Genomic DNA, 425 nt, shown 5'->3' with positions numbered 1-425 from the left:
GGATATTTTAAGTTTTTATGCACAAAATATGTATTAGATATAATACATATTTGGGAGGTTCTATATGAAGAATTCTATTTTAAAAAATAAAAATATTAATCATAATCCTATTTATATTTTTATTGTATTCTTAGCAACATTCTTTTTATTATATAAATTCATTATAACTATGGCTATTTCTAACGCTCCCGATAATATTCCATTTCTTCAGGATAAGTTCTTGATATTAGATATAAAGAAAAATTATAAACTGCCTCCTAGATTTAGGAGTATTCAAGAATTAAATATTTCTGGTTGCGCTCAATTTAGACCTAGTCAAATAGATAATATAAAGGTAGCCATAAATAGTCCTAAAATAATTATTGTAGATCTAAGACAAGAATCTCATGGCTTTATCGATGATAATCCAATAAGTTATTATAGTC

1 pseudogene is annotated in these 425 nt (G+C 24.5%); it reads left to right on the top strand.

The annotated features are described in order from the left end of the window. Positions 1 to 64: 64 nt before the first annotated feature. Positions 65 to 425 (top strand): annotated as a pseudogene (locus A500_RS19190) (hypothetical protein); the annotation flags it as partial.

This window comes from Clostridium sartagoforme AAU1, assembly GCF_000401215.1.
Lineage (GTDB): Bacteria > Bacillota > Clostridia > Clostridiales > Clostridiaceae > Clostridium > Clostridium sartagoforme.
The sequence above is the reverse complement of the archived record's forward strand: the minus strand, read 5'-3'. Positions and strand labels throughout refer to the sequence as shown.